Annotated in this window: 5 protein-coding genes; 2 read left to right on the plus strand and 3 right to left on the minus strand. The window is 49.2% G+C overall.

Annotated features, from left to right (window positions below; genetic code table 11):
• Positions 1–8 precede the first annotated feature (8 nt).
• Positions 9–1,436 carry a spore germination protein gene (locus tag DWY84_RS05395; RefSeq protein ID WP_118531508.1) on the minus strand — a complete coding sequence of 476 codons (1,428 nt, stop codon included), beginning with the start codon at positions 1,434–1,436 and terminating at the stop codon, positions 9–11.
• Between the two features lie 617 nt (positions 1,437–2,053).
• On the opposite strand from DWY84_RS05395, the gene asnA reads away from it, so the two are divergent.
• Positions 2,054–3,061 carry an aspartate--ammonia ligase gene (gene asnA, locus DWY84_RS05400; RefSeq protein WP_118531510.1) on the plus strand — a complete coding sequence of 336 codons (1,008 nt, stop codon included), beginning with the start codon at positions 2,054–2,056 and terminating at the stop codon, positions 3,059–3,061.
• A gap of 69 nt (positions 3,062–3,130) precedes the next feature.
• On the opposite strand, the gene DWY84_RS05405 is transcribed toward asnA, so the two are convergent.
• Both DWY84_RS05405 and DWY84_RS05410 read right to left on the minus strand, forming a co-directional pair.
• Complete coding sequence (locus tag DWY84_RS05405; RefSeq protein ID WP_118531512.1) at positions 3,131–4,300, minus strand: amidohydrolase family protein; 1,170 nt, start codon at positions 4,298–4,300, stop codon at positions 3,131–3,133.
• Between the two features lie 24 nt (positions 4,301–4,324).
• Entirely contained in the window at positions 4,325–5,638 is a 1,314-nt protein-coding gene (locus DWY84_RS05410) for an SLC13 family permease (protein WP_118531514.1), read from the minus strand.
• Between the two features lie 198 nt (positions 5,639–5,836).
• On the opposite strand from DWY84_RS05410, the gene DWY84_RS05415 reads away from it, so the two are divergent.
• The gene (locus DWY84_RS05415) at positions 5,837–6,781 is read left to right on the plus strand and encodes a LysR family transcriptional regulator (protein WP_118531516.1); all 945 of its coding nucleotides are present in this window, start codon (positions 5,837–5,839) and stop codon (positions 6,779–6,781) included.
• Positions 6,782–6,816 lie beyond the last annotated feature (35 nt).

Below are 6,816 nucleotides of genomic sequence, written 5' to 3' on the forward strand. Positions count from 1 at the left end.
ATACCTTTTCACTGTTTCGCGTTCTGGCTTTCCGGAATTACCGGAAGCCGGCCGCGGAAGAACCGCTTTTTGAGTTCCTTCCAGCTGAACGGAATGATCGGGTAAATATAGCTCTTTCCGGCAATGGTCTTGTTGAATACAATCGCGCAGACCGCAATCACAAATCCAATGATATACCCCCACACATCAAACACCGCCGTAAATAAAAGCATGATAACACGCATGAATTTCAGCGCGTACCCAAGCTCAAAGCTGGACTGACTGTAGTTGGCAATGGTCACAAACGCCATGTAAAGCATGGTCTCTGAGTTAAACCACCCGGATTTCACCGAATACTCGCCCAGCACAATACCGGCAATGACGCTTAAAGGGGTGGTCAGCATACTCGGAGTGTTGATGGCTGCCAGACGCAGGCCGTCAATGGCAAATTCCAGGATCAGAAGCTGAAAGATCAGCGGCACATAGGTCATATCCGAAAGCTTCGTAAACGCCAGCCACTGCGGCAGCGCATCCGCATGCATCATGCCAAGAAGCCACGTCGGCGTAAGAAGCAGACAGAGAACGCCTGTCATCATGCGGGATAAGCGCAGATAGGTTCCGGTTACCGGCGGGAAATAATAATCATCTGCCTCCTCAATGATATCAAACACGGAGGAGGGCAGCACCATGGCCGCCGGAGAATTATCCACCAGGATTACGATATTTCCCTCCAGAATACAAGCTGCCGCCGTATCCGGCCGCTCCGAAAACTTAAATTTTGGGAACGGGTTGTACCATTTGTAAGGGAAGATTCCCTCTGCCAGACTCTCCTGGTTCATGGTCAACGCGTCTACCCGCAGATTCCGGATCCGGCTTCGGATATTGTTTAAGAGCTCCTCATCCACCCTTCCTTCCATATAACAGACCGCAATGTCCGTGTGGGAGCTGTTGCCTGCGCTTAAAATTTCCATGATCAGCTTCGGATCCCGGATCCGGCGGCGGATCAGTGCCGTGTTAAAAATCAGAGTCTCCACAAAGCCGTCCCTGGAACCTCGCAGCACCTTATCCTTCTCCGGCTCTCCCACACCGCGGGCCGGGTAGGTGCGGCAGTCTATCATCATGCATTTGTCATAACCGTCAATGAGCACCGCCGTAATACCGCTTAACAGCTGTACGATCATATCCTCCTCATTCGCGATCAGCCCCACCTCCCCGTAAGGCATATATTTTCCGGAAAAACCATTGGCGTCCGCCGGAAGATCCTCCGGCTTAATACTCCACCAGGCCTGCAAAATCTTTAAGAGGACTTCGTCCTTCGTCAGTCCGTCCACAAACAACAAACAGCCCTTTTTTCCGCCAATGGAAACGACACGGTAAACCACGTCAAAATTCTTTTCCAGACTCAGTGTCTGCTTCAGATGTTCCAGATTATCTTCCAGGTTTTTCGAAAACTGCATGGTATTTTGTCACCTTTCCTTATTTTATGTCACTTACAACTTGCCTTTCCATTTAGTATGTGAGAATTCCCCTCTCTTATGCGTCAGGCATTCTCATGAAATTTGCACAAAGAAGCTTTCGTTTTTATTCCTAAAAAAAAGTTTTTCTGTCACATTTTTAGTTTTTCCCCGTAGTGTAAACGAACGTCTTTGTGCTGCGGACGCGTGTATACAATTTGAGCAGTTTTTCCTCTCCAAAGTGCACAATCTTCTTAAAATTGCACAATATTCCTTGACGCTACCTGGAATTGATGCTATAGTGTCTTTTGTAAGAAAGACATGAGCGCCATCACTCCGGCGCCTTTTATTTTCTTAACTGGTATGGGGATACCAAGCGAAGACTGTATTGTGTAACGGTTTTTGATCGTGACCAGGAGCTGCTTTCTGTGGGGGAAAAGCGGCTCCTATTTTTTTGCCTTCCTTGACATAAAATTAGCCGGATGCTAATATAATATTTAAAACTAAGAAAATACTTGTGATTTTATTCCAAAAATGCTACCATTAAATATCATGCGGAGTTTTGCTCAGGCAAAGCTCCTTTTTTATGAAACCTAACGCAATACAGGGAGGGAACAACCATGGCACTGATCATTCCAGCAAACTATGATCCTCATCTCACCGTCCGTGAGACTCAGGAAGCAATCAAATACATTCGCGATACATTCCAGAAGGAATTCGGAAAAGAGATGCACTTAGAGCGTATCTCCGCGCCGCTGTTCGTTACCCAGTCCAGCGGTCTGAACGATAACTTAAACGGCGTAGAGCGTCCGGTCCAGTTCGACATCGCCGCAATTCCGGGAGAGACCGTTGAGGTCGTACATTCCCTCGCAAAATGGAAACGTATGGCACTGAAGGAATACGGCTTTGAGCCGGGCGAAGGCCTTTACACCAACATGAACGCCATCCGCCGCGATGAGGAGCTTGACAACCTCCACTCCTGCTACGTAGACCAGTGGGACTGGGAGAAGGTCATCACCAAAGAGGAGCGCACCATCGAAACCCTGGAATCCACCGTGCAGACCATCTTCAAGATCATCAAGCACATGGAGCATGAGGTATGGTACAAATATCCGCAGGCTGTAAAGCATCTGCCGGAGCACATCACCTTCATCACTACCCAGGAGCTGGCAGACCGCTACCCGGACAAGACTCCAAAGGAGCGTGAGAACCTCATCACCAAAGAGTACGGCTGTGTCTTCCTCATGAAGATCGGTGACAAGCTCACCACCGGTGAGCCCCACGATGGACGCGCACCGGACTACGATGACTGGCAGTTAAACGGCGACATCCTGTTCTGGTACGACCAGTTAAACTGCGCCCTGGAGATCTCCAGCATGGGTATCCGTGTAGATGAGAAATCCTTAGAAGAGCAGTTAAAGAAGGCCGGATGCGAAGATAGAAAGAACCTTCCGTACCACAAGATGCTTCTGAACGGTGAGCTGCCGTACACCATCGGCGGCGGTATCGGACAGTCCCGCCTCTGCATGCTGCTGTTAGACCGCGCCCATGTCGGCGAAGTACAGGCAAGCCTGTGGCCGGAGGATATGAGAAGAATCTGCAAAGAGCATAAAATTGTTTTACTGTAATCCTTTAGACGAAAAAGAGAACCGGGGCAGCGCACAGACGCTTCCCCGGTTCTCTTTTTCATTTTTACATTACAGATAAAAATCCGACTGACAGTACTGGATTTCTCCAGCTGCCATTGTTAACTGCGGTACCAGGATCTGGCTGCAGACGATTTCATCATCGCAGAAATCCTTCTGGACATACTCGCGGTCTTTTAAGTCAAAGATTGCGATATCGGCGATGGCCCCTGCTTTTAAGGTACCGATCTGGCCTTCCAGGCCCATGAGTCTGGCCGGTGTCTCAGTCACAGCCCGGATGATCGTATTGAAATCCAGTCCAAGAGCCAGATACTTGGAAATGACGAGCGGAAGATTCTTTGCGTACGGCGGCATATTGAACTTGTCCACCGTAAGATCCGTGGAAATCACATCCGGCAGGAATCCCGCAGCCAGAGCACGCTTTGCTGCCTTCAGGCCGAAGTTTCCTTTTCCGTTGGCTGCGTCAAAGATAACTCCCCGCTCTCTCGCCTTTAATACCAGCGGATCAATGGTTCCGTCCTCTGCCACGATCGGATTTCCCGCACCCTGGAAGCAGTGGCAGAAAATATCCCCCGGACGGAGGCAGTCTGCCAGTTCTCCGGCGGTAACCGGAGAATTGGTGGTATGAACGCAGACACGGAGGGAAGTGCCAAGACGCGCATTCAGCTCATCAGCCAGCTTTACCACAGTCCGCAGATAATCCGCACCGGTCTCATCTGGTACTACACCTTTGGAAAGGCGGATCTTCAAGCCCAGAATATTGTCGCGGTTTGCCTCAATCACACGCTCCATTTTTTCCACATTATAAAGAGCCGGATTGAAATCCTCACAAAGCTTCGGATCCAGCTGTCCGCCACCATACACGGTAAGGAAACCCTTTATCCGCACCTGAGACTGGGCAATCACGGATTTGTAAAATGCTTCATAAGTGGAAGTTCCCGCACTTCCGGCATCCACTGCAGAAGTGGTGCCCTGGGCAATCATCATGTCCGGATGGATGCAGATGGAACTTCCCTCATGGAACAGATGGGTATGAAAATCGATCAGTCCCGGAGTTACCAGCTTTCCGGATGCATCAATGATGCAGTCCGGATTGCACTCTGCTGCTTCTCCCTTTAAGTCCGCGATGCGCATATTTTTAATGTAAATATCTCTGATCTCGTCGATGCCCGCTGACGGATCCACAACGCGTCCGCCCCGGATAATATAATCTACTTTCATTCCAGTCTCCTTTATTTCACAAGCTTATACAATACCGAGTGTTCCGATGATGCATGCCAGAATTGCGCAGCAGAACGGCATGATCGCACAGGTAATGAAAACATATTTGTAGGTATCCTTCTGGGAGGTCTTTGCAATCTGGTTGCAGACAACCATTCCGGATGCATGCGGCATTGCATCAAAACCGGAAGATGCGATACATACAACACGATGTAACATGGACATATTCAGTCCGGATGCGGCCAGGTACTCACCCATGGAACTTAAGAAGATGTTCAGGCCGCCTGCGGAAGAACCGGTGATTGCTGCAATGACGTTGATAGACACCAAAGCGGTTATCAACGGATTTGCCTGCATGTTTACCAGTGCGGTGGTGATGCTCTCATAAGCCGGAGATGCGGATACAACGGAACCAAATCCCATAATGGAAGAGGTTGCGATCAGGGAGCTTAAACCACCGCCTGCGCCGTTGGAAACAGCCTCTTTTACGTTTAAGCGGTCTCTGTAAAGGACACAGCCTACGATAATTGCACAGGTCATGGCAATCGCTACTGCATAGGAAGACGGGATGCTGGTCATGGACTGAATACCAAACATCAGCACCAGAAGCACTACGATCGGTGCGAAGCATGCGCCAACAGACGGAGTCTTTCCTTCATCAACCGCATTTAAATCCATAATATCCTCGCCCGGGCTTGCCACAAAATGCTCACCCGCTGCTTTCGCTTTTTTTATCTGCCAGTTCAGGAACAGATAAGCAGACACAAACATGATCGCAGAACAGATCAGGCCAAGGGTGGCACCTGCATAAGCAGTGGTCCCAAAGTACTGGGTCGGGATCAGGTTCTGAGTGGACGGAGAACCCGGAAGCATGGCCATACATACGGTTACCGGGCATACCATGATGGTAGCAACAATCAGCTTCTTCGGAATATCCGCTTTCTGGAACAGGGCTACCGCGATCGGGTACAGAGAGAACGCAATAATGAAGGTTCCGATTCCGCCGTAGGAAAGAACCAGACCGGTAAGCATGACTACCAGTACAACGGACTTCTCGCCAAGAATCTTTAACATCTTGTTGGCAATGCCAACAGACGCTCCGCTGTCACCCATGACCTTACCGAAAATAGCACCCAGCATAAACAGCAGGAACCAGTTTCCGGCAAATCCGGACATTCCAGTCATAAATTTTTCAGACAATGTAGTTACAGGATCCATTGCGTTGAACGCAATGACGATCAGGGCACCTGCCAGTGATACAATAGCCATGTGCCAGTTTTTCCAGATCAGTGCAATCACACAGACGATTGCAACGATCAACCCTAAAATACCAACCATTTTGTTACTCCTCCTTTGTTTTGTATACCATTATGGTAACATGAAATTGATAAAAGCTGAACTTATAGTAATCCATGATTGCTGTAAGTTTAACTTCTTTTAGCATTTACAAAACTGCCTGATTTTTGTATAATAGTTACAAAAATAACAGATTTTAGTCTGACTTTGAACTTTAGATGACAGAAAGGAGTCTGCATTATGGATACACGACAGCTGAATTACATCCTGACCATTGCGGAATGCGGCAGTATCTCCAGGGCCGCAAACAAACTATTTATCTCCCAGTCCGGGCTGAACCAGCAGCTTCAGCGGATTGAAAAAGAACTGGGCATTTCCCTGTTTAAGCGGGATACCCATCATCTCGCCATCACTGAGAGCGGAACCATCTTCCTTCGCTATGCCAGAGAAACCTTAAACCGCGAAAAACAGATGTATGCCATGATCAGCGATGTCATGGATGGCAATGTCGGAGAAATCCGGGTCAACCTGGCTATGGAACAGGGAATCGAACTGTTCTGCGAAATCTTCCCGGAATTCCATGCCAAATATCCCCTGGTAGAGCTGAAGCTGGAGGATCATATTGTATATGACCAGTATAAATTTCTTGCAGAAGGAAAGCTGGATATCGGCATGGTTATGGTGAAAAACCATGAAATTGAAGATCTGGAATATGTTCATCTGGCAGAGGAACGCTTTCTCCTAGGGGTCCCCTCCGGTCATCCCCTGACCCGCTTTTACCAGCCCACTGCCGATGGAGACTACCCGGAAATGGACCTGACGCTCTGCCGCCAGGAGCCTTTTTCCCTGATGTTTGCCGGTTCTACCTTCCGCCAGGTCATTGATCCCTGCTTTGAGCAGGCCGGATTCACCCCGAAGATCATGTTTGAGGCCCGCACCAACCATGTCATCGCACTGATGGTATCCCGCGGAATCTGCCTGACCATCCTGCCAGAATCACAGGCCAAGCTCTACCCGCATCTCTGCTGGTTCCGCCTGGAAGACAATCCCACCTGGGAAAGCTGCATGATCTACCCCAAAGAACAGCCTCCGCGAAAAGCCGGACGGTACTTTATCGAACTGGCAGTAAAGCACGCAAAAGGACTGACTGCAAGGAGTATGCCGGACTGGACGCTCGCCAAATAACAATTTAAGAATAGTTGCGAAAGGTCCGAAGCAGG

It is taken from the genome of Clostridium sp. AF27-2AA (assembly GCF_003478505.1).
Taxonomy (GTDB): Bacteria; Bacillota; Clostridia; order Lachnospirales; family Lachnospiraceae; genus Brotaphodocola.